The organism is Aquimarina sp. AU58 (assembly GCF_900312745.1).
GTDB lineage: Bacteria > Bacteroidota > Bacteroidia > Flavobacteriales > Flavobacteriaceae > Aquimarina > Aquimarina spinulae.
The window spans coordinates 374,889-396,802 of the sequence record NZ_OMPD01000008.1 but is presented as its reverse complement, the minus strand read 5'-3'; the positions used below and the strand labels follow the sequence as shown (position 1 = coordinate 396,802).

At 32.6% G+C, this 21,914-nt stretch carries 18 protein-coding genes; 10 read left to right on the top strand and 8 right to left on the bottom strand.

Features of this window, described 5'->3' with window-relative positions; genetic code table 11:
- Window positions 1-34: 34 nt before the first annotated feature.
- The gene (locus tag DK441_RS06200; protein ID WP_109097939.1) at window positions 35-460 is read right to left on the bottom strand and encodes a DoxX family protein; all 426 of its coding nucleotides are present in this window, start codon (window positions 458-460) and stop codon (window positions 35-37) included.
- Between the two features lie 22 nt (window positions 461-482).
- Window positions 483-929 carry a carboxymuconolactone decarboxylase family protein gene (locus tag DK441_RS06195; RefSeq protein WP_109097938.1) on the bottom strand — a complete coding sequence of 149 codons (447 nt, stop codon included), beginning with the start codon at window positions 927-929 and terminating at the stop codon, window positions 483-485.
- 313 nt (window positions 930-1,242) lie between these two features.
- Between DK441_RS06195 and DK441_RS06190 the strand changes: the two genes are divergently transcribed.
- Complete coding sequence (locus tag DK441_RS06190) at window positions 1,243-1,839, top strand: fasciclin domain-containing protein (RefSeq protein ID WP_109097937.1); 597 nt, start codon at window positions 1,243-1,245, stop codon at window positions 1,837-1,839.
- Window positions 1,840-1,908: 69 nt separating this feature from the next.
- On the opposite strand, the gene DK441_RS06185 is transcribed toward DK441_RS06190, so the two are convergent.
- The gene (locus tag DK441_RS06185; RefSeq protein WP_109097936.1) at window positions 1,909-2,559 is read right to left on the bottom strand and encodes a TIGR02117 family protein; all 651 of its coding nucleotides are present in this window, start codon (window positions 2,557-2,559) and stop codon (window positions 1,909-1,911) included.
- Between the two features lie 98 nt (window positions 2,560-2,657).
- Window positions 2,658-8,723, bottom strand: a complete 6,066-nt coding sequence (locus DK441_RS06180) for an alpha-2-macroglobulin (RefSeq protein WP_235015715.1) — start codon at window positions 8,721-8,723, stop codon at window positions 2,658-2,660.
- A gap of 393 nt (window positions 8,724-9,116) precedes the next feature.
- Between DK441_RS06180 and murC the strand changes: the two genes are divergently transcribed.
- Window positions 9,117-10,475 carry a UDP-N-acetylmuramate--L-alanine ligase gene (gene murC, locus DK441_RS06175; protein WP_109097934.1) on the top strand — a complete coding sequence of 453 codons (1,359 nt, stop codon included), beginning with the start codon at window positions 9,117-9,119 and terminating at the stop codon, window positions 10,473-10,475.
- 115 nt (window positions 10,476-10,590) lie between these two features.
- Here murC and DK441_RS06170 read toward each other — a convergent pair whose 3' ends face one another.
- Entirely contained in the window at window positions 10,591-11,034 is a 444-nt protein-coding gene (locus tag DK441_RS06170; protein ID WP_109097933.1) for a DUF1569 domain-containing protein, read from the bottom strand.
- Between the two features lie 106 nt (window positions 11,035-11,140).
- A complete protein-coding gene (locus DK441_RS06165; RefSeq protein ID WP_025666433.1) occupies window positions 11,141-11,584 on the bottom strand; it encodes a hypothetical protein in 444 nt (147 codons plus the stop codon).
- 230 nt (window positions 11,585-11,814) lie between these two features.
- On the opposite strand from DK441_RS06165, the gene radC reads away from it, so the two are divergent.
- The 6 genes from radC to DK441_RS06135 all read left to right on the top strand — a co-directional run bounded on the left by radC (window position 11,815) and on the right by DK441_RS06135 (window position 17,536).
- Window positions 11,815-12,513, top strand: a complete 699-nt coding sequence (radC, locus tag DK441_RS06160; RefSeq protein ID WP_109097932.1) for a DNA repair protein RadC — start codon at window positions 11,815-11,817, stop codon at window positions 12,511-12,513.
- A 45-nt stretch (window positions 12,514-12,558) separates the two neighbouring features.
- On the top strand, window positions 12,559-13,863 hold the full coding sequence (locus DK441_RS06155) for a hypothetical protein (protein ID WP_109097931.1): 1,305 nt from the start codon (window positions 12,559-12,561) through the stop codon (window positions 13,861-13,863).
- Entirely contained in the window at window positions 13,856-14,542 is a 687-nt protein-coding gene (locus DK441_RS06150) for a YjjG family noncanonical pyrimidine nucleotidase (protein ID WP_109097930.1), read from the top strand. Before DK441_RS06155 ends, DK441_RS06150 begins: the two co-directional genes overlap by 8 nt.
- A 269-nt stretch (window positions 14,543-14,811) precedes the next feature.
- The gene (locus DK441_RS06145) at window positions 14,812-15,387 is read left to right on the top strand and encodes a hypothetical protein (protein WP_109097929.1); all 576 of its coding nucleotides are present in this window, start codon (window positions 14,812-14,814) and stop codon (window positions 15,385-15,387) included.
- Window positions 15,384-16,769, top strand: coding sequence for a DUF5723 family protein (locus tag DK441_RS06140; protein ID WP_109097928.1), 1,386 nt, complete (start codon window positions 15,384-15,386; stop codon window positions 16,767-16,769). The genes DK441_RS06145 and DK441_RS06140 overlap by 4 nt, the downstream gene beginning before the upstream one ends.
- 2 nt (window positions 16,770-16,771) lie before the next feature.
- Window positions 16,772-17,536, top strand: a complete 765-nt coding sequence (locus tag DK441_RS06135) for a hypothetical protein (RefSeq protein WP_109097927.1) — start codon at window positions 16,772-16,774, stop codon at window positions 17,534-17,536.
- A 59-nt stretch (window positions 17,537-17,595) separates the two neighbouring features.
- Here the strand turns inward: DK441_RS06135 and DK441_RS06130 are convergent, their stop codons facing one another.
- Window positions 17,596-18,873, bottom strand: a complete 1,278-nt coding sequence (locus DK441_RS06130) for a replication-associated recombination protein A (protein WP_109097926.1) — start codon at window positions 18,871-18,873, stop codon at window positions 17,596-17,598.
- A 163-nt stretch (window positions 18,874-19,036) separates the two neighbouring features.
- Between DK441_RS06130 and DK441_RS06125 the strand changes: the two genes are divergently transcribed.
- Together DK441_RS06125 and DK441_RS06120 are read left to right on the top strand one after the other, a co-directional pair.
- Window positions 19,037-20,119, top strand: a complete 1,083-nt coding sequence (locus DK441_RS06125) for a hypothetical protein (RefSeq protein ID WP_160111967.1) — start codon at window positions 19,037-19,039, stop codon at window positions 20,117-20,119.
- A gap of 71 nt (window positions 20,120-20,190) precedes the next feature.
- Window positions 20,191-20,934, top strand: a complete 744-nt coding sequence (locus tag DK441_RS06120; RefSeq protein ID WP_109097924.1) for a rhomboid family intramembrane serine protease — start codon at window positions 20,191-20,193, stop codon at window positions 20,932-20,934.
- 6 nt (window positions 20,935-20,940) lie between these two features.
- Here the strand turns inward: DK441_RS06120 and rlmB are convergent, their stop codons facing one another.
- Window positions 20,941-21,675 carry a 23S rRNA (guanosine(2251)-2'-O)-methyltransferase RlmB gene (gene rlmB / locus DK441_RS06115; RefSeq protein ID WP_109097923.1) on the bottom strand — a complete coding sequence of 245 codons (735 nt, stop codon included), beginning with the start codon at window positions 21,673-21,675 and terminating at the stop codon, window positions 20,941-20,943.
- Window positions 21,676-21,914: the final 239 nt, after the last annotated feature.

The window sequence follows — 21,914 nt, the reverse complement described above, 5'->3', positions numbered from 1 at the left end:
ACCTTCTGTGCTTGATCTTAATGTATTATGCCGATTACTTTTTACTTAATAATGTATCGATTTCTAGATATTTTTCTTTGATTATGCTAAGCCCAAATCCAGCTGCTGCTGCAGAGAATACAGAATAATCTAGTGGTGCTTTAACACCAATAGTAACACACATAGTAATGCCGAAAAGGGCAATAAGAGTACCACTTAGCTTGGCAGATAATGATGTTTTGAATCCAATAATCAAAAATATAGCCAATACTATTTCTGCAACTGTTGCTACAACTCCTACAGCATTTATAAGGCTATTAGGAACCCATGGGTTAAGCACTTTGGTGTATTCTATAAAACTACCCCAGTTACCCCAGGCAGAGCTTTCTTGGGGCCACCATCCAAATCGATCTGCTACTGCAGATAAAAAACCTAAAGCAATACTTACTCTTAGAAAGAGTTTGACATAGATAATCTTCATTGATATAAAAATTTAATTATTCTTAAGAAGGTATTGGAGTCATTAAAGTGGCTCTTCCTATTCTATTCCATACATTGATACAACAAATTGCCATAATAATGTCTGCCACTTTTTTTTCACCAAAAAGACGAATGGCCTTTTGATACAGCTCATCACTTAATCCATCTACAGAAATATGAGTTATTTCCTCTGTCATTTCCAGGATGACTTGTTCTTCTTCAGTAAAAAAAGGAGATTCTCTCCAAAAAGGTAAAGCATGTATGCGATATTGTTTTTCTCCTTGATTAACAGCTTCCTGAATATGCATTTGCACGCAGTAGGCACAACCATTAATTTGTGAAGCCCTAATTTCTATCAATAAAAACTCTAAGTCAGATAATGAACTTTTTTTGATATCATCATAAAGTGCCAAAATAGGCTTGTAGGCATTTGGATTAACCTCACTAATATCGATCCGATCTTTTTTCATGTCATTGATTTTATTTGCTTAAGACAAAATTCAACATATAAGATGACTAAAAAAATAATCTAGATTAAGAAATTCATTATGAGTATGACTAAAAACGAATACTAGAAGAAACGTTACGGATAATAAGTTGACGTTTATAATTTTGCTACCCCTGCTACCTTTATAGAGTAATTGTATAGTAGTGTTCTTTGGTTCTTAAAATTTGTTGAATAATGAATTTAGTGTTTTGTTAAGATTTATTTAACCAAAATTTACCAAAGAAAAACACTTCTGTACCGTTCCCATACAAACAAAAAAACGAAAAATCCTTACAATGAAAATTAGAAATGTATTACCAGTTTTTACTTTATCCGGATTGTTATTACTAACCGCTTGTAGTGAAACGAAAAATAATAGGACTACACAAAACGAAAAATTAATAGCACAGAATGTAACATCTTCGGAAACTATTAAGGAAAAACTACCCACTATACTCGAATTTGCTTCTGTGGATAAAGGATTTTCTACACTCACATCTGCAATTAAAGTGACCGAATTGGCAAAATCACTAGAGGATAAAGGTTCGTTTACCATATTTGCTCCTGTAAATTTAGCTTTTGATAAATTAAACCCCGTTACATTAGAAAAATTATTAAACCCAGAAAATAAAGAGCAATTAAAAGCTATTTTGAATTGTCATATTATACCTAGTGTAATTACAAAAGAAGATATTGTTATTGCGATTAATGAAGGTAACGGAAGTGTGAAGTTAAAAACAATAGGAGGAACATTATTGACTGCAACAATGAAAGGGGATAGAATTTTTCTTATCGATAAAATGGGTAATGGAGGTAATCTGGTAACTACAGATGTTAAGGCATCTAATGGGCTTATCCATACGATAGATGCAGTAATGATGCCCAAGAAATAAAATTAGATCTTTATACTATTTCTAGACCTGTCGGTTTAAAACCAGACAGGTCTTTTTTTATCTGTCGGATTAATTTTTATGCATACCCAGTAATCCAAAATCAAAGGGTGTCCATAAACACGCTTTTATATCGCTTTGTTTCAATCCGGTGTTGACCCAGCTATTACAGGTGTTAAAGCATGTGTAATTTCCTGTAGCTTCATAAAAATCATCGTTTTTGTAATACCCTAAACCAGGTAATACTATCTTTTTGTTTTCACCATTTAGTCTAAAAGTAGCAGAGATATATTGATTTATCTTTGTGAGCTGTTTTTGATTGACTTTTAGAGCCACCCAATCCTCTTGCATAGAAGAATGCCTGGTGACATGTAATAAGGTTGGAGTATTAAGAAATAAAGCTTGAAACCCATTAACAAATGTAAGATCAGCCCATAATGGAGTTTCGACATAAAAGTTTTTATCGCCCCAGCCAAATGAGAAATATTGTGCCTGAGAAGTATCTAACTGATCTTCTAAAACAATAGTATTTAAATCGTTTTTGGCAATGATAATTTCTAAATGAACACCATTAGAACTTAGGTAAACAGTGTGATTTTTTTCTTCGTTATCTTGTTTTCCATTTACTGGAATATAGGTTAGTACCAGAGATATGATAAGATATAATGCCGGGAGTATTAAAATGATCCCAATGTATTTCAATATCTTTTTGATTACCCTCATAAAATAAAGCCTGAATATTAGTTAGTCTTCTTCAAGAATACCAAACCATACTCGGTAAACTTGGAGAAGACTAAAATAATTAAAAGAAATGTATTATTCTATTTGATGGTTACTCTGATTCCTTCAGAATGACTAGAGAATTCTGGGGCATACATACTTTGTATCGTGGTGATGCCATTAGAAAAATCTCCTTTATTATTGACACGAAGGTCATACTCAAAAACATATACTCCTTTGGGTAAATAGTCAAAGAAAAAGTTTGTAGAAGCATCTTTCGTACTTTCATAATATCCCAAACCATCTTGCCATTTGTATTGTGAGATTACATTGATGGGCTCCAGGCCAGATGCTCTCATATCTTTCATATGAACAAACTCCATTGTACGATCAGATCTCAATTCGATACGTACTCTTATCAGATCACCTAATTCTAGCTTGGTTTTTGAAGTAATTTCTGTAATTTCTTCACCAGTATCTGTATTCTTCTTTAAGAACAATTTTTTCTTTAAAGAGAGTGGTGTTTTTGCCGAAGTGATTTTATCTAGCTCTTCAAAATATTGCCAGTATAAAGCTCCCCAGGCAATACCTTTTCCTTTTTTAGAGATTTTGGCAGTTGCCATATTAGGTTTTATTTCATTGCCATTCCAGGAGGTTTTAAAATATCCTGTTCCAGCTTCGACCTTTACATCTTCCATTTTGCCTGGATCGATTTTTTGATCTCCTAATACGATATCTACCATATCGGTTACCGATAACCAATCACTACCTTGTAGTAATAATGCATATACAGCATCAGAAGTAGCCTTAGTAGTTTTCCAGCGATTGGTTTGTTTGTTTTTAAGTAACCAGATTTTCAGATTATCAACAATTTTGGTTCGTTTAGGTTCTGCTTCCACTTCAGAAAAGACTTCAATCATTAAAGATTGAGTTTCAATTGGAGCCTGATACCAGAACCAACTTGCTGTATTAGATTTCCAATACATTCCTAATTCTTCACTAGATATACTTTTTTCGTCTAGTGATCTTATGATTTTATTAGCTGTTGCACTATCATCGTTTCGGTGTGTTATTAAGGCTAACATTCCCTGCGCATACAAACTCTGATTTAACCAGTATTTTTTGGATTGTCCCAGGTAGTAGTTCCAAGCCTCGTTAGTATTTTTTGGCCTTTTGATATTGGTAAAGAAACTACGCATATACAAATAATGAATCTGAGTATAGCTTAAATGATTTTTATTAATATCAATCTTATGTTTCTCACAATATCGCTTAAGCTCCTTGTATTCTTTTACAAATTCTGCATCCAGAAAACGAACTGCATTTTGTAGCATATTAGCGGTATCTCCATCATACTTCGTAACTCCTAACTTTTTTAGATGTCCGAATCCTGTAGTAATATGTTGTGTGATGAACCTGTTTTCTCGCCCTCCCTGAAACCAAGGGAACCCACCAGAACCATACTGCATTTGTTTTAATTTGTTTAATGCTGATTGTAGTTCATTATTCATTTTATTAAGATCAAAAAGCAAAGCGATTCGTTTCTTTTGTTCTGTTTCGCTTTGTGCATCACGTAACCATGGTGTTTCTTGAATCATCAGAGACTTTAACTCCTGGTTTTTTTCAAGATTACTTAGTAGTGCATCACTGGATTTCCATTGATTAAATACTTCCTGAATTCTAGGATTAGAGTTAGCGATATGGCTAGCTAAGGTATTTGCATAATACCTCGAAAATGTTTGCTCTGCACATTCATATGGATACTCCATAAGGTAGGGTAGTGCTTGTACGGCATACCAAGCTGGATTAGAAGTCATCTCCAGAGTAAGCTTATGGTGTTTTAATGTACTAGAGGTGTTATCTTTTAATTTATCTAGTGTAAATGTCTTTGTTTGATCAGAACGAATCCACATTGGTAACGTCTCGGTAACCAACATTCGATTACTTAATACCGGAAGTACATTTTGTTCGCCATCAGAGAAATCTCCTGCTTTGGCTATGATTTTATATTGAACAGTCTGTACATCATCGGGAATCCGAAGCTCCCAGGATACATTAGTGTTTCCTTTGGCTTTTACCATAAAGTCTAGACGAGCATTATTGTTTTGAAGCTTTGTGTCTATCATTTTATTGGTTAAAGCATCAAATAATTGTAATTCTACAATACCATTAAGATCTTTGGTAGCAAGGTTTGATATTTTAGAACTTAATACAATCCTATCACCTTCTCGTAAAAACCTGGGTGGATTAGGAAGAATCATCAACTCTTTTTGGGTTACTGTTTCTAAAGTTGTTGTTGCTGCGTTTAAACCTTTGGTATGTGACAGTAGCTGCAATTTCCATTTTGTTAATGCTTCGGGAGCAGTGAAATTAAAACTTACATTGCCGTCTTCATCAGTAGTTAACTGCGGAAAGAAAAAAGCAGTTTCCTGTAGGTTTTTCCGAATTTTAACACCTTCGAGAGATTGCTGTTCTTGTTGTTTTTGTTCTTGTTGTTTTCCTGCTCTACTTTCTTCCTCGTCTTTCTCGGCAACATCTCCAGCGACTCCTCGAACCCCATCATCGGCATTAAATTCTGCTTCTTCCATTGCAACTTCATTGGAAACAGCAGATTTGGCAGCAGACCTTTTCATCATCGGTGCAGGAGCACCACTTTCCATAATGTCATAATTTCTATTTCGACCTCCAAAATATTGTTGACCAAAATATAAACCATACCAGTTTAGTTGATCATACCCCTGGCTGCTATAATGGTATGATGGGTTATTGTGGTTTTGTAATCTAAATGTAAGGACTCCGAAACTCTGTGTAGCATGTCGTTTACTCTGGGTATAATATGTAGGTCGATTGATGGGATCAAAATACCATTGATGAGGTCTAAACTGATCTAAAGAAGCATCATACATACTAGCCAATAGTTCTGCACTAACCTTATCACCTTTAGGACCTTTGATCGTAAAACTCCAGGTTTCCTGTTGACCAGGAAGTAATTTGTCTCTAAAGGTTTTGGTTTCTATGCTAAGCTCTGTAGGTTCATAAGGTACAGGGATTATCATTGCTCCGCTTTGATATCCATTATAATTTAGGTAGCTATATCCGATTGAAAACCCTCCTAGATCCTCTTTTGTAATTGGAATTTTGATAGTTTTACTATTCTTGGAGAGCTTAATAAGTTTTGTTTCAATAATTTTATGGTTCTTCTCAATGTCTACTGTAATTGTTATATCTTCTGAAGCAGAACTAAACTTTACAATCGCTTCATCTCCAATTTTATAGGTAGATTTATTGGTGGTGATTTCAAACAATTGCTGATCACTAATATTTTTGTCTTCCTGACTGTATAGGGTAATGTATTGTATATCTTTTACATCCTGACCAAATCGATCTTTGGTATTTAATTCGATAACATATTTACCAGACTCCCACTTTTTGATGCTACCCAAAGAAAGTTGTTGTGTTCCTGTTTCATTTTCTTTTGTCGATGCAGTATTAAACGGTTTATCCAGTACCATATTTCCTTTATCCCATTTTCGATAATCATGCTCATTTTTGAAAGCATCATGTGGGAATAATTCTGCAAATTTTTCTTTTTTGAAACCCTCATAATCAGGTGCTTTCCATGGGCGAATTCGCATAGGTTTTTTAGGAGCTTTCAGTTTATAAATCTTAATTGTTCCTTTGGTAGCAACAGACTCATTATTTAGGTTAATGGTGGTTATCGTAAGTGTGTTGTCTTTTTGTATTTTATCAATCTTATCTTTGATTGTAATAGCAGCGGTCAACGCGTGATATCCTACATTAACTATTGTTGTAGTACTACGTGTTTCTCCGTTTATATCAATAACATCTGCTGTAACCTCGTAATTAAAAATTGGTAAATCTTCTTTAGATACCCCAAGATCTGGGAGTGCTTTAAAATTAATATTGTACTCTCCTTTTTCGTCGGTTATGGTTTCTCCATGGGTAATTTCCTGAGGCTCTACTGTATGTCTTGGGTACCAATAGCACCAACGAGGGTATTGTACTTTACGATGTACCCGATACACTACTTTGGCATCGGTAATTGCACTACCAGCATAAGCTGTGGCAACTCCGGTAAGTTTTATTTCATCATTAACTTTATAGGTTTCTTTAACTGGATTAAATTTAGTTTCAAATTTAGGTCGTTTATACTCTTCGACAGAAAAAGAAGTACTGTGGTAATTATTAGTTTGTATAGTATACACTCCAGTAAGTCCAGAAGAAGGAACTATAAACTCACCGCTAAAGGATCCATAATCATTCGTTCTAAAGTTTAACGTTTTTACATCTTGTCCGTTTACATCTTTTAGTGTAGCAAAAGTGGACTGATTGGGTAATACTTTAAATTCTTCTTTGCCATCAGAAGACATCATAATTCCTTTAAAATATACGGTTTGTCCAGGTCTGTAAATACTGCGATCTGTAAATAGAAAAGTGGTAGTATTTGTTTTGGTGCTATAATCTGGTTTATAAGATTGATTTAGATAGTATCCTTCAAACCTGGCTACATCTTTTTCATGCGAAACAGTAATACTAACATCATAGTGATATGTATTTACTGTTAAATAAGCCTGACCCTTGGCATCTGTAATTAAGGTTTTATCTAATTTGTTGCCATACCCTCTTTGATTATTTGTTTTTAAATGTATTTTGGCATTGGCAATGGGTGCTCCATTATTACGATCTAAAACCTGGAATATTGATTTTTCTGGAGTTCTGTTTTCTGTTAATGCTAAATTAGTAACCTGGGTATTTCCATAAGAAAACAAACTTTTTTGAGAAAGATCTTTTGATATCGTTGCTAAAATAAGATAAGAGTCTTGTTCTAATTCTGGTAACAATACTTCAGTAGTATGAGTCTGATAATCATGTTCATCACAAATTTCTGCTTCCCATGTTTTAGTAGCCTTTAAGGAACTCAGGAATTTGATCTGATCTGGAGTTTTGTATAACTTATTTAAATCTTTTAATTGCTTAGGAGTAATTTTAAAGGCGTTAAAATAAAGTTTATTCAGGTTTTTATATGTGATTAGTAATCTGCCCGGTTTTTGTATTGGAACATATTTTTCGGTTTTGATGTTTAACTCGGTATGAAGTATCTGGCTTTTTAATGCTTCACATTGGTTGGCTCCTCTCGAATCTGGGAATTTCTTAATTGTAGCATCACATATCTCTAAGGCTTCTTTTAATTTCCAGCGATGGGTTTCGTTTTCTTCTGGGATATACGTATCAGCATATTCTTTATATAAATTTGCAATTTGATAATCGTATAAAGCTGAAGCACTATGAGTTGCAAATTTCTTTTTTTCTGATTGTAAGCATTCGAGTAAAATGGTTTTTTTGTCGCCAAAAACAGCATTTTCTGATACAAATTTTATACGCTCTATATTTACTTCGATCAAAGCATCTGGTGCTTTGTCTCTTGCATGAAATTTTATTAAATCTTGAAATAACTTTAAAGCATTAAATTGTAGTGATAATGAATCTTTGGTTTCTATTTTTAAAGATGAAAAAACAGTGTGTTCCTGTAAATATTTTTTATCATTTATTGTAAAAGCATACGAAGGTTTGGTGATATTGGTTTCTGAGGTTTTATAGAAATCTAAGGCATTATGAGCTAAAAAATCGTATAGTGTAGGGCGATATTTTTTAGAATCAGTACGCGTATCTAAGATTTGATCAAACCTACTAAGATTTGTTTGCTGGGCCAAAACTCCATTTTTAAGAGATTTTTGATAATAAAGATGTGTTTCTGCAAATAATGTTTCCAGATCCCAGGTTCTAAAATCTTCGGCATCAACTTTTTCTGAAGTTTGAGTTCTATTATAGAATTTCCATCGATTTTGTTGAAAATACTGCCAATATAAATTGGCGAGAATGCTTTCTAAAATATTTCTTTTTGGAAATTCGCTATTTTCAATATCGCTTTTTAAGTTTTTGATAATGGTAAGTTGTGCGTTTTCTTCTAGAGTAAGCATATACTTTGCCTTGTGAAGAAAAGCTTTGATTACCTGGTTATCATTATTTTCTTTTTTCGCTTTAGTATATATAGTTTCAACTACTTCCAAAGCAGATTTTGGTAATCCTTGCTGGTTAAAAGCTTCTACTTTTTTCCAATCACTTTGATAGTCATTTTGACCTTTCATAATATACAGGTTTGATATACAGATTATAATAAGGATGATATGCTTTTTCATCATATATTTTTTAGGTTGTGAAACAAACGTAAATAAGTGTTGTATTATTTTATATGATAACGCTTCATAATTCGTAAATAACATCATAAAACTACGTATTTGAAATGAGTCAGGATAATTTTGTTGCTATAAATCAAAATTTCTACCACATTTTATTTGATGACTAAGAAAGGCTTAAAAAAGAACAGATAAAATGATAAATGAGGGAAGTCTCTGTTTTGTTTAGGAAACCCTACGATTTAATGAGGAAAATAATTAAGACTCGAAATTATTTTTCATTACCTCATTATTTTATTAGCTAATTGTTAATTGTATCTTTACTCTCTGATTTAAGAGTTTACTATGCGTGTACATTTTATAGCTATTGGAGGTAGTGCGATGCATAACCTGGCCATAGCATTACATCAAAAAGGATATCAAATAACAGGAAGTGATGATACTATTTTTGAACCTTCAAAATCAAGATTAGAACGATATGGATTATTACCAACCGAATTTGGTTGGTTTCCAGAAAAAATCACTTCAGATCTTGATGCAATTATTTTGGGTATGCATGCCAAAAAGGATAATGAAGAACTTCTTAAGGCTCAGGAATTAGGGTTGAAAATATATTCGTATCCAGAATTTTTATACGAACAGTCCAAAAATAAGACTCGTGTAGTAATAGGAGGATCACATGGCAAAACAACGATTACTTCTATGATTTTGCATGTATTGCACTATCATGATAAGGAAGTAGACTATATGGTAGGAGCGCAATTAGAAGGTTTTGATACCATGGTACATCTTACAGAAGAGAATGATTTTATCGTTTTAGAAGGAGATGAGTATTTATCTTCGCCGATTGACCGCAGGCCAAAATTTCATTTGTATCACCCTAATATTGCTTTGGTAAGTGGGATTGCCTGGGACCATATTAATGTATTTCCGACTTTTGATATGTATGTCGATCAGTTTAGAATTTTTATGAATTCTATTGTTAATGGTGGTGCATTAGTATATAATCAAGAGGATACTGAGGTAAAAAAACTAGCAGAGTTAACAGAAAATCCAATTCGAAAGTTTGAATATGTAACTCCGCAGTATCGCGTAGAGGATGGGGAAACTTTACTAGATACTCCTGAAGGAGAAATGCCTATCGAAATTTTTGGCGCACATAATTTAAATAACCTTGCTGGTGCAAAATGGATTTGCCAGCATATGGGAATTGATGAGGATGATTTTTATGAGGCCATTGCTTCTTTTAAGGGAGCATCAAAACGATTAGAAAAAATTGCAGAGAGCGATAAAGCTGTGGCATATAAAGATTTTGCGCATAGCCCGTCTAAAGTAAAGGCAACTACAAAAGCAGTAAAAGAGCAATATCAAAATAGAAATGTGGTGGCCTGTCTCGAGTTACACACTTATAGTAGTCTGGATGCTTCGTTTTTAAAAGAATATGAAGGCGCTTTGGATGCAGCCGATGAGGCAGTGGTGTTTTACTCTCCTCATGCAGTAAAGATAAAACAGCTTAAAGAAGTTTCTGCTTCACAAATTGCCGAAGCTTTTAATCGCAATGATCTCATTATTTATACCGATCCAGAAAGTTTTCAGCAGTATTTAAAACAGAAAGATTTAGATAATTCTGCACTATTACTTATGAGTAGTGGTAATTATGGAGGGTTAGACTTTAGCGAAGTGAAACATTGGATTGAAAACTGAAAATGTTTTCAATAGACTTGATAGTAAATTTTCTATACTTTTTTGGGTTGGATTGATTAACAACTCATGGTTTAGCACTTCTGGATAATGCTTTTTTATACTAGTATTTTAGGAGTTATGTATTAAACTGTTGAAGATGGTGGTCGAGATGTTTATATTGTAACTGCCCCCACTGCTTATTAGTAAATTTCCCGAATATTGGATGAGGTTCCCATTCTTTTTTATCTCTCTGGCTAGAAAATTCGGTTACAAGATGTAAAAGTTTTTCTTTCTCGGTTTCAAAATCTTTTTGCTCAACTACTTTTAGTTTTGAATGCGTTGGCAAGTTTTTTCTCCATGGTTTATCATTATACATAGATTTTTTGAAGAGTAGCTTTGCCAATATATTGGGTTTAAGTTTGGGATGATCTTTTTTTAAAGCAATTTTTAATGGAAATTGACAATGATGAAACATTTGTGAAACATTCATTTTTCCCCAGATAGCATTACTTGTAACAGATAATTTGTTTATGCGATTTTCTATCTCATTATGTACAGCTGGATCGAGTAGGGATTTCATAATACGCTTTTTTTAGGTGGTGTATACTCAAAAATACCACTTTTTAGACTAAAAAATAAAGGCTAATCATATGATTAGCCTTTTATAGAATATTATATATGTTTTTTTAACTTACCTCATCAAAGAAAAGACTTAGAAACCCATCTAGATCATCATTATTTGCAATATCTTTTGGAGTACCCAAATTGATCATTAGCGGTTGATCTTTAATTGTTCCTTTCAAAAAATATTGGAAAGTAGTACCCATCTTAAATTTATATCCTTTTAATTGGGCACCAAAAGAAGTAAAAGTTACTTCTGTTTTTGAACTATTACTTTCTGCAAATGCACTTATTGTAGCATCAAAAACTGCAGATAACATGTCATCATTATAATAATCCCATTTTATAGATGTTCCGTCACAAGCTTGCAGCTCATATTCAGATTGCGCTTGGCATCCTTTAGGGACTTGTATGTTATTTCCTACTAAATTAAGAAACGAAATCTTCTTATCCTGCCCATAAAAACTCACGGTCGCAAGAAGTAAAACGAAAGTAAAAATATTCTTCATAAATAGGTTCATTTGAAGGTGTTAAAATATTCATTTTTGGATTAAGGGTGACCAAATATAGTAAAACTTTCATTTTCAAACAAATATATATAGTAAAATAATATAATTTGAAGGTAAAAGAAGTGTTAATATCGTGATATTAATTGGGGAATAAGTTGTTGTAATTGAGATAAATAGTTTATACTTACAGGTAGGATTTACCAACTATTTTTAATTGTTAAACTTGTTATATGAGTAAATTAAATTCTTCATTTTCTATCAAGGAATGGAGTGAAAATGATCGTCCAAGAGAAAAATTAATCGCTAAAGGGAAGAATGCATTAACAGATGCAGAACTGATCGCGATACTTATTAGTTCGGGTAATCGCGAAGAAAGCGCTGTTGCATTAAGTAAGCGTATTTTGGCTAGTGTAGATCATGAAATTAATACATTGGGAAAATTATCGATAAAACAATTGATGAATTTTAAGGGGATTGGTGAAGCCAAGGCAATAACCATTGTAGCCGGTTTAGAACTAGGAAGAAGGCGAAGAGATGAAAACGTACCTGTAGTACCAAAAATTACCTGTAGTAAAGATGCATTTCATCTTTTTCACCCTATTATAGGTGATCTTGAGCATGAAGAATTTTGGGTGCTGTTTCTGAATAATGCAAATAAAGTAATTCAGAAAAAACAAATAAGTGTTGGAGGGAAGACAGGAACTCTGGTAGATGCCCGAATTGTTTTTAGATCTGCTTTAGAATATGGTGCTACAGGAATCATATTAGGACATAATCATCCTAGTGGAGTAGTATTACCTAGCCAATCAGATAAAATGTTAACCCAAAAACTAAAACAGGCAGGAATAACTTTAGATATCAATCTACTGGATCATCTTGTTATTACAGAAAAAAACTATTTTAGCTTTGCAGATGAATCCATAATATAAAAGTAAGTCTTACGGAATTATAAATCGTAATTTACAATACACCATATGCTATTAATTCACGTACAAAGAATTACCCCAAGAGTTTCCTATACATTTAAACAAATGTGTAAGCGAATATTAGGTTTGGATATTGATTTAACCTCTAAAATAGAACCTTTTATCGCTCATGATGGTCCTAAGCTATCGTATGGAAGACAACCATTAGGAAAAGAGCTTTATTTCCAGAGTGTTGATTTACTTTTTGAGCATGGCTTAAATGACGTAGATGTTCAAGTTTTTGATTGGGAAGAAACAAAATGTTTTTTTGATGTTAAGCATGCCGATTCTGCATTACCGTTTGATATTTTTGCAGCTACTTTTTATCTTTTAACACGATATGAGGAGTATTTGCCACATGTAAAAGATAATATGGGGCGTTTTCCTGCTACAGAAAGTATAGGATATATCCATAATTTTTTGCAAGATCCGGTAATAGATATATGGGCATATAAATTCAAAAAAGTGCTTTTAGAGAAATACCCTGATCTCGAATTTCGGGAAAAGAAATTTACCATTATTCCTGTTTTTTCTGTCGCTCAGACTTTTGTGTATAAAAATAAAGGAGTTTTGCGATCAATAGGAGGAGGAATTCGAGATTTATGGAAATTACAATTTGATAAACTAACCGATAGGATAAAGGTGCTTATTGGGTTAAAAAGAGATCCATATGATATATTTGATTTTATAATTCAACTTCAAAAAAAGAAAAAAAGAAAAGCTAAAGCCCTATTTGGATTGGGAGATTATTCTAAATATGAAAAAAATGTAGGGTATAACCGCCCAAAACATCATACTATTATTAAGCATATTGCAGATTATATTGATGTAGGACTAAAAGTTTCATATGAAGCTATCTCTGATCTGTCACTTTTGAAAAAGGAAAAATTACGAATAGAGAATATTGTTAATAGAAGACTTCAATACTCACTCTGTTCTTTTTTTAAAATAAAATTACCAGAGGCATATCGCAATTTTATCGAGTTAGAGATAGGGGAGGATTATTCTATGGGCTATCCCAAACAATCTGGTTTTAGAGCAGGAACTTGCTCTCCGTTTATGTTCTATGATCTTGATTATGAGGTGCAAACTCCTTTGGTGGTGTATTCTTTTTGTTTTGCCAGTCAGGGTGATAGAGAAGATATTAATGATCTAATGTCGGCAAGAAAAGAAATTAGCATATATATGGATAAAGTAAAAAAGGTAAATGGGGTCTTTATTCCGGTTTTTAGTAACACATTGTTTAGTGATTTGCAAAATGAACCTTTTTGGAAATCAATTTTAGAATTTATTTGGACAACAGAAGATGAATAGTACGGTAAAACATATATTTTTTGATTTGGATCACACCCTTTGGGATTTCGACAGGAACTCATCTTTAGCATTTAAGATGATTTTTGATAAATTTAATGTCAATACCAAAATTGAAGATTTCCTGGCTGTATATCAACCCATTAACATGAAGTATTGGAAATTATACAGAGAAGAGAAAGTAAACAAAAAACAACTTCGCAGAAGTAGACTTACAGAAGCCTTTATGCATCTTGATATATCATTTTCTCTAGAAATTATAGATGAAATGTCTGATGATTATATTAATTTTCTACCACTTCATAACTATTTGATTGATGGAACCCAGGATTTATTAGAGTATCTTAATCCAAAATATGATTTACATATCATTACCAATGGCTTTAAAGAAGTGCAAAATAAGAAACTATCAAATTCTGGAATACTACATTATTTTAAAACAATAACAGATAGTGAAGAAGCGGGAGTTAAAAAACCCAATCCATTTATTTTTGAACAGGCAATACAAAAATCTGGTGCGAAACTTGATAGTAGTATGATGATAGGAGATAATTATGAAGCAGATATATTGGGAGCAGAGGCAGTAGGTTTAAAAACTATATGTTTTAATTATCATAAAGAAGAACTACCGACGCATAATATTCAAGTTTCTGAATTAAAGCAAATTAAAAAGTATCTTTAGTAGATAAATATTTGTAATTTATTTCAATTCATGTACAATTCCAAGGATTTTTTTAGTAGCTTAAACATTGATTATTAAGTGTTCTAAATTATATTTTTAAAAACACGAAATAAATTAACAATTTGAAAATAGGGTATTTGTAACTTATACTGTTGTTATAATCGAAGATCAAAAGTAAATCTTAGAAGTAAAGGAAATTAACACAAGATGAGGATATGAATAACTAATAATTTAAGAACTCGTCTTAACTTTTTATAATTCCCTACAAAATGAAAACAAAAAAAGTATATGTATTGCTATGTGGTATATGCATACTAATATCATCAATTTCTTGTGTAAAAGATGTAAATTTTGAGCAAGCAGAAGACGTTGTACTTACCCCGGTCTATGAGGTAGATTTTGTGTATTCCCGATTTGATACAAGTCAATTTGTAGATTCTAATATAGATCCTGCTATTGTTATTCCCGAGGTAATCGTAAATGATACTTTAGACTATGACCTTTTAGGAACCGATTTTGTAGTGGATAATTTAGAAAGAGTAGAATTGACTTTTGAGTTTACCAATACTATAGAGCGCGATTTTGATTTTGATTTTGGGTTTTTAAACGATAATGATCAGCGAATTGGCCCTTTATATAGTATGACTGCCAATTCTGGAAACGGAGAAGGCACAAATCCCATTGTTACGACAGAAGTTATTATTCTCGATACTGCAGATATTGATGTTTTGAGAGATGCTACACGACTTATTTCTTCAATGCGAGTACAAAATATTAATAGTAGCTTACGGGGGATTCTTGAATTACGATCCAAAGGAACTTACTTTTTTAATTACGAGCTATGAGAATTGTTATATTCTTTATAGGTCTGTGGGGATGCTTGGGATATTCTCAAAATAAAGAAACCTTATACGATTTCACAGACCTTCCTCAGTCATTGCTTCTTAACCCTGGAGCTGATATAAATTTTGATTACCATGCAGGAGTACCTTTTTTATCACAGTTTCATGTAAATGCAGGGTTAAGAGGAGCCTCTATCTATGATGTTTTTGCAGATGATGGAAGGGATATTAATGATAAAATAGAAAATACACTTAATACACTTACAAGCAATGATTATTTAACCCTAACACAGCAATTAGAACTTATTAGTTTTGGATGGGAAAGCAAAAAAAATAAAAATATATATTTCTCTGGAGGAATCTATCAGGAATTAGATGTTATAGGATATTTTCCGAAAGACTTTGTGGTTCTTGCTTATCAAGGTAATCGGGATTTTCTTAATCAACCGTTTCGTTTTTCTACTATAAATGGATCTGTAGAATTGTTAACTACATTTCATTTTGGATACACAAAGAAGATAAATAAGAAGTTAACTTTTGGAGCCAGAGCCAAATTATATTCTAGTATGTTTCATATTCGTAGTGCTAAAAACAAAGGAACTTTTACTACTGTAGAAACCCCAGAAGGAAATAATGTTTATCAACATATAATTAGTAATGCAGATGTTACTGTAAGAACATCTGGATATGCTTCTCTTAAAGATAAAGAAGGAAAAGATATCGTTAATAAGCTAATAGAAAGAGCTTTTTTGGGAGGGAACCTGGGGCTTGGTGTAGATATAGGGTTTACTCATAAAATAAATGAACAGCTTGCTATTACAGGAAGTGCAAATGATTTAGGGATGATATTATATACTAAAGATGTAGAAACCTATCGAGCACGAGGTAATTATGTTTTTGAAGGATTTGAAACACCAATTCAGTTTTCTGGTCAGGATGCTCAGAATTTTTTAGATGAACTAGAAGAAGCTGTACCACTTGATACATTAAGTACAACTTATATAACTATGCGTCCTTTAAAATTAAACAGTTCTGTTAGATATTCTTTTAACCGATATGATGATGGTACTTGTGATTGTTATCTTGAGGGAGAAAAACCTCCATACATGGATGCTATAGGAGTACAGTTATTTACCCAATTTAGACCCAAAAGACCTCAATATGCAGCTTCCTTGTTTTATTATAAACGTTTTTTTAATTTTTTAAGAACAAAACTTACGTATACTATTGATGATTATTCATATTATAATATAGGATTTCTTGCATCTATTCATATTAATAAAATTAATTTTTATATTTCGGGTAATAATTTATTAGAATATACTAATCTTGCAAAAGCAAGAGGTACTTCTGTACAACTAGGTTTTAATTTCATAATGAGATAGATATGTTACGTATTTTGTTTTTAGGGATTGTTTTAATTTCTACGTTAAGTGTAAATGCTCAAAAAAATATCAATGAGTATAAGTATGTTATAGTGCCCAAGAGCTATAATTTTTTAAAAGGAGAGGATAAGTATCAGCTTAATTCACTTACTAAATTTTTATTGACTAAGTATGGATTTGAAGCCTATTTAAAAGAAGAAAATTTTCCAGAGGATCTTAGGGCTAATGGCTGTAAGGCACTAAGAGCTAATATAAAAAGAAAACCCGGTATGTTTTTAACAAGGCTAGTATTTGAGCTAACAGATTGTAATGGTAGTGTAGTATTTACATCGGCAGAAGGAAAGAGTAGGGAAAAAGAGTATAAGAAGGGATATCATGAAGCACTTAGAAATGCTTTTATATCGGTAGAGGCACTTAACTATACATATAGCGGTGATAAAGAAGAAAAGATTGTTAAAAAAGAAGAGCCTATACAAACTAAAGAAGTCGTAGAGGCTTCATCTCCATCAGGAAATTCGATTACATACCTTTTTAATGATGTAAGTTTCTTGTTTAAAAAACAAGATTATGGATATGAGATATTTAAAAATGAAGAAAAGCAAAACTCGATAGGGAAAATTTTTAAATCAGGAAGCGGAAAAAATTATATAGTTCAGGCGGGAGATTTAAGTGGTAATGGATATTTTGATGGGTATGGAAATTTTATATTAGAGCGTATTAATCCAGCAACCAATAAGCTTATTACAGATACTTTTGCAAGACAATAAAATTTGATCATTCCTTTTTTAAAAAGGAGAAATTATACAATGGGGGGATAAAAGAAGGGTTAATACTCGTATTTATCTCCCCATCTTGATTTAAGAAATGTTCTAAATGAGTTTTCACGCTGGTTATTTCCCGGATCATATAATTTTGTGTTGGCAATATCATCAGGAAGAAATTCTTGTTTTACAAAATTGTCTTTATGATTATGAGCATATTTGTAGTCTTCACCATACCCTAATTCTTTCATTAATTTGGTAGGAGCATTTCTTATATGTAAAGGAATAGATAAATCCCCTGTTTGTTTTACCAATTGCTGGGCTTTATTTATAGCCATATAAGATGCATTACTTTTAGGTGAAGAAGCTAGATAAACCGTGCATTGACTTAATATAATTCTAGCTTCGGGATAACCAATAGTATTAACGGCCTGGAAAGAATTATTTGCTAAAATCAAGGCAGTTGGATTAGCGTTTCCGATATCTTCAGAAGCTAGTATAATTAGCCTTCGGGCAATGAATTTAAGATCTTCACCGCCTTCAATCATACGTGCAAGCCAATATACAGCAGCATTAGGATCGCTTCCCCTGATAGATTTAATAAAAGCAGAGATGATATCATAGTGCTGCTCTCCAGTTTTGTCATATCGCACCGTATTTTGTTGTACTAATTTTGAAACCAGATCATTAGTAATTGTAATGGGTTCCTGATCCTGACTAGAAACAACTAATTCGAAAATATTTAAAAGCTTACGAGCATCTCCGCCACTTAGCCTTAGTAGAGATTCTGTCTCCTTAAGTACTATTTCTTTAGATTTTAAATGCTCATCTTCTTGCATGGCTCTATTGAGTAATGCTTCTAATTCTTTTTTGCCAAAAGGATTAAGTGTATACACCTGGCAACGAGATAAGAGTGCAGGTATGACTTCAAAACTTGGATTTTCTGTAGTAGCCCCAATAAGGGTAATCCATCCTTTCTCTACTGCACCTAATAAAGAATCTTGTTGTGATTTGCTAAAACGATGAATTTCATCAATAAATAAGATAGGGTTTTTGGCAGTAAACAAACCTCCACTTTGTTTAGCCTTATCAATTACTTCTCTTACTTCTTTAACACCACTATTAATAGCACTAAGAGTGTAGAAAGGTCTTTCTGATTCGTTAGCGATAATATTAGCTAATGTCGTTTTTCCCACTCCGGGGGGACCCCAAAGTATTAAAGAGGGGATAAGCCCTCTTTTGATTTGCTGGGTAAGAGAACCATCATCACCAATCAGGTGTTCCTGACTAAGGTACTGTTCTAAGGATTTTGGACGTATTCGTTCTGCAAGTGGTTTATTCATAAGTGTAAAAATACAAGCTTTTATAGAATTTTGAGCTCAAATATTAGAATGTAATAGAGTCGTATATATTTTTTAAAAACAGAATAATTTACTCTTACCAGACAATAAGCTGGGTAGGGTTAAGTTATTAGCTCAATACACGTACTAACAAACAGCCAAAAAAATGAAATATATATATACATGCAAGAATATTTTGTTGTTAATGAGTATGCTCATATTAATTTCTTGTAGTAACGATGATAACTCCAGCGAGGCAGAAAATACCGAATTTGCAGTTAGAGAGTATTCTTTTGATACCGATGCCAATTCTAAATTAATGTTTCGGGATGGTGAGGATCAGGAATTAATGACTTCGGAAACAAGACGATATGAAATCGGTAAGATAATAAGGGTAAAACCAATTGATGCTTTTACTATTGAAGTTGCTAATTTTGCTCCAGTTGATATTGAAAATGTTTTTATTATTGCAGATATAGAAGGGGTAGGATCTAAGATTAAGCTATTTAAAATTAATAAGATAAGGGCACATGCAAAGCAGGAAATTAAATATTCTTTTCTTAGTGAAGAAACTCAGTTTATCAATGTAAATGGAGTCATGGTAGATTTATCTGATTATAGTACAGAAGGGATTTTAGCAGATAAAGTAACGTTTGATTTTATGGGAGAAAGCGAACTTGTCAAAAAGTTAAAAACACTTTCTAAATTGAAATGGGATATTAGATATCATGATTTTGATGAAAATAATAACCCTGATAACAATTGGAGTGATGATATTAGTGCTAAGGATATAAGGAGATTTTCTGGTATGATAATTAATCTGGGTTATATCTTTGCTTCAGAAGCTTTTGAAGAAGGTTTCCTAAAAGAACACTTAATTAAAAATGATGGTGCCATCGTTATGACTAGTGAAGAGAAAAAAGAGCTTTATCAAAAACTAATCAATAAGGAGTTTTTGAAATGCGGAAAAGTTGTAAATGTCTCTGGTTTAGGAGGAGGTAGCACGTTTGGTGTTGCAGAACATATCTTAAGGGATTATTTAACTAAGAAAACGGGACATATTACTGCGCATGAGTTTGGACATTGTTTAGGGTATAATCATTCTTCTAATATGACATACCCTATAAAAGTAGAAGGGATTAAAACAGGTATTGCTCCATTAACCAACCGAATAATAGAAGATATGTTTTCGAAAAAAGCATTTCCTGTAGATGGTGATAATTATTATAAATCTACAGACTTAGAATAAAATATAGGATACACCTGACATTTTAACCGAACTTTTTGTTTTGGACTTTTTTTTGATATATTCTTACTACTATGCAAGAAAAAGAGACTCATTTTAAGTTTAATACAGGAGTAGTAGGGTATCCATTGTTGTTTGTATTACTTATTTGGATAGTTTTTTGGTTTGAAATTCGTTTTGACTTAAGTTTTAATCATTTTGGGGTACTTCCTAGAACAGTGATTGGGTTAAGAGGAATACTATTCTCTCCTTTTATCCATGCCGATATTACCCATTTGTGGCATAATACGTTACCGTTATTGATTTTATCGGCTGCACTCTTCTTTTTCTATCAAAATAATGCTTGGAAAGTATTATGTATAGGAGTTTTTCTTACGGGTTTTTTAACTTGGTTATTGGGTCGGCCAGCAAATCATATTGGAGCAAGTGGTGTAATTTATATGCTTTTTGGTTTTTTGTTTTTTAAAGGGATTTTTGCAAAACACTTTAGATTAATTGCATTATCCTTTGTTGTGGTTTTTATTTACGGAAGCATGGTAATGTATGTATTGCCTATAGATCCTAAAATCTCATGGGAAGGACATTTATCGGGGATATTATCTGGGGTTGTGTTAGCTTTTTTTATCAAAAAAGGAGTAGTGCAACCAAAAAAATATATCTGGGAGTCCGAACATTATGATCCTGAAGAAGATGAGTTTCTAAAGCATTTTGATGATAATGGTAATTTTATCGAAAACCTACCTCAGAAAGATTTGGATGAGGAGATTAGCGTTATATACGAATATAGACCTAATACAGATAAGCCTGAAGAAGAATAATCAATATTATAGCCTTTGCCTTATGATTTCATATAAAAACACACCACAGGCTACAGATACGTTTAATGAGGCAATATCTCCATACATTGGTAGTTTAGCTTGTTGATCTACCAGCTTTAATACAGATTGAGAAATACCTTTACCTTCACTGCCCATAATGATGGCGGTAGGAATAGTTAGATTTGTATCATAAATAGCGGTGTCGGCTTTTTCTGTAGCAGCAACTATCTGAACACCTGAACCTTGTAAATAAAACATGGCATCTTTTATATGATCTACTTTACATATAGGGATTTTGAATACAGCACCAGCAGAAGTTTTTACAGTATCTGCATTAACCGGTGCTCCTCCTTTTTTCTGAATGATAATGCCATGTACACCTGTGCATTCTGCAGTTCTGATAATAGCTCCAAAATTACGAACATCAGAAAGTTGATCTAGAATAAGAAATAAAGGAGTTTCTCCAGATTCAATAACATTCATAACAAGATTTTCGAGATCATAAAAATCGATAGGAGAGGTGTAAGCAACAGCACCTTGATGATTGCTACGGGTTAATCTGTTCAATTTTTCTACAGGAACATAGTTAATAGTAATATTCTGTTTCCTTACAAGGCTCATTAATTCTTTAGCCAGGTCACCATGTAATCCTTTTTGGATAAAAAGCTTATCAATGGTTTTGCCAGACGTTATGGCTTCTATAATTGCTCTGATACCAAAAACTAAGGAATCGTTTTTCATCTGTATATAGTATTATATAGTAAGGCCGTATCTGTCATAACGGTAGATTAGCATTACCCTAATTATTTGTAGCTTATTTATTGAGGCCAAAGATAGTATAATAGAAATGAGTTTTAGGAATTGTATACAAAAAAGAGGCTACATATAGTATGTAGCCTCTCTTTTAACATTTTTGCTTTTAATTGGATTTATTATTGTTTGTAATTCCCTTAAAAAAGTAATAATTGGTATTACAAATA

What these genes read in the sequence shown, in the direction of transcription:
- DK441_RS06200 (WP_109097939.1), bottom strand. Translation starts at nt 460, where the DNA reads ATGAAGATTATCTATGTCAAACTCTTTCTAAGAGTAAGTATTGCTTTA.
- DK441_RS06195 (WP_109097938.1), bottom strand. Translation starts at nt 929, where the DNA reads ATGAAAAAAGATCGGATCGATATTAGTGAGGTTAATCCAAATGCCTAC.
- DK441_RS06190 (WP_109097937.1), top strand. Translation starts at nt 1,243, where the DNA reads ATGAAAATTAGAAATGTATTACCAGTTTTTACTTTATCCGGATTGTTA.
- DK441_RS06185 (WP_109097936.1), bottom strand. Translation starts at nt 2,559, where the DNA reads ATGAGGGTAATCAAAAAGATATTGAAATACATTGGGATCATTTTAATA.
- DK441_RS06180 (WP_235015715.1), bottom strand. Translation starts at nt 8,723, where the DNA reads ATGAAAGGTCAAAATGACTATCAAAGTGATTGGAAAAAAGTAGAAGCT.
- murC (WP_109097934.1), top strand. Translation starts at nt 9,117, where the DNA reads ATGCGTGTACATTTTATAGCTATTGGAGGTAGTGCGATGCATAACCTG.
- DK441_RS06170 (WP_109097933.1), bottom strand. Translation starts at nt 11,034, where the DNA reads ATGAAATCCCTACTCGATCCAGCTGTACATAATGAGATAGAAAATCGC.
- DK441_RS06165 (WP_025666433.1), bottom strand. Translation starts at nt 11,584, where the DNA reads ATGAAGAATATTTTTACTTTCGTTTTACTTCTTGCGACCGTGAGTTTT.
- radC (WP_109097932.1), top strand. Translation starts at nt 11,815, where the DNA reads ATGAGTAAATTAAATTCTTCATTTTCTATCAAGGAATGGAGTGAAAAT.
- DK441_RS06155 (WP_109097931.1), top strand. Translation starts at nt 12,559, where the DNA reads ATGCTATTAATTCACGTACAAAGAATTACCCCAAGAGTTTCCTATACA.
- DK441_RS06150 (WP_109097930.1), top strand. Translation starts at nt 13,856, where the DNA reads ATGAATAGTACGGTAAAACATATATTTTTTGATTTGGATCACACCCTT.
- DK441_RS06145 (WP_109097929.1), top strand. Translation starts at nt 14,812, where the DNA reads ATGAAAACAAAAAAAGTATATGTATTGCTATGTGGTATATGCATACTA.
- DK441_RS06140 (WP_109097928.1), top strand. Translation starts at nt 15,384, where the DNA reads ATGAGAATTGTTATATTCTTTATAGGTCTGTGGGGATGCTTGGGATAT.
- DK441_RS06135 (WP_109097927.1), top strand. Translation starts at nt 16,772, where the DNA reads ATGTTACGTATTTTGTTTTTAGGGATTGTTTTAATTTCTACGTTAAGT.
- DK441_RS06130 (WP_109097926.1), bottom strand. Translation starts at nt 18,873, where the DNA reads ATGAATAAACCACTTGCAGAACGAATACGTCCAAAATCCTTAGAACAG.
- DK441_RS06125 (WP_160111967.1), top strand. Translation starts at nt 19,037, where the DNA reads ATGAAATATATATATACATGCAAGAATATTTTGTTGTTAATGAGTATG.
- DK441_RS06120 (WP_109097924.1), top strand. Translation starts at nt 20,191, where the DNA reads ATGCAAGAAAAAGAGACTCATTTTAAGTTTAATACAGGAGTAGTAGGG.
- rlmB (WP_109097923.1), bottom strand. Translation starts at nt 21,675, where the DNA reads ATGAAAAACGATTCCTTAGTTTTTGGTATCAGAGCAATTATAGAAGCC.